The organism is Maribellus sp. YY47 (assembly GCF_023111095.1).
GTDB lineage: Bacteria > Bacteroidota > Bacteroidia > Bacteroidales > Prolixibacteraceae > Draconibacterium.
In genome coordinates, this window is record NZ_JALGYW010000055.1 from 1 (window position 1) to 514 (window position 514).

Annotated in this window: 1 protein-coding gene; it reads right to left on the reverse strand. The window is 39.9% G+C overall.

What is annotated here, in order from left to right; genetic code table 11:
- Window positions 1-137 precede the first annotated feature (137 nt).
- A partial coding sequence (locus MR764_RS20170; RefSeq protein WP_247981258.1) for a hypothetical protein occupies window positions 138-514 on the reverse strand: 377 nt, incomplete at its 5' end.

Genomic DNA, 514 nt, shown 5'->3' on the forward strand with positions numbered 1-514 from the left:
TTTTGCAGCCGCTTTAAGAGCGAGCGTTCACTGAGGGAATGAAAGATTAGGAACAGGTGAGAGGAGAGTTGAAGTTTTGTATTAATGCGGAATACCGGTAGGTTGACCACTGCGAGAAAAAACTTCAAAAAAGTTCATCAATAATTTGGATCAACCAAAAAGATGTCTACCTTTGCCGCCGCTTTCACAGAAAGCAAAGTTCTTAACGCGACTGAGAGAAGTTTTGGAAAAGGGGATAGGCTGGCAACAGTGATTGAAACCTTTACAGAACAAGGGAAGCAGGAAAATAAAAAAGCGAAAAAAACTTGAAAAAGTTTTTGGGAATACAAAAAACTGATTACCTTTGTCGCCCCGAAAGTGGGGAACGAGTTCTGGCCGATACTGGAGATTTGAGAAGAAAGGAAAGAGAGGTCAGGCGATAAAAGGAAAGTAGATGACCGGCATTGCAAGAAATAGGGTGCTGGTTTTTTTACGCAAAGTTCATTAACATTTTGAAGCACAAAAAATAAAAAAA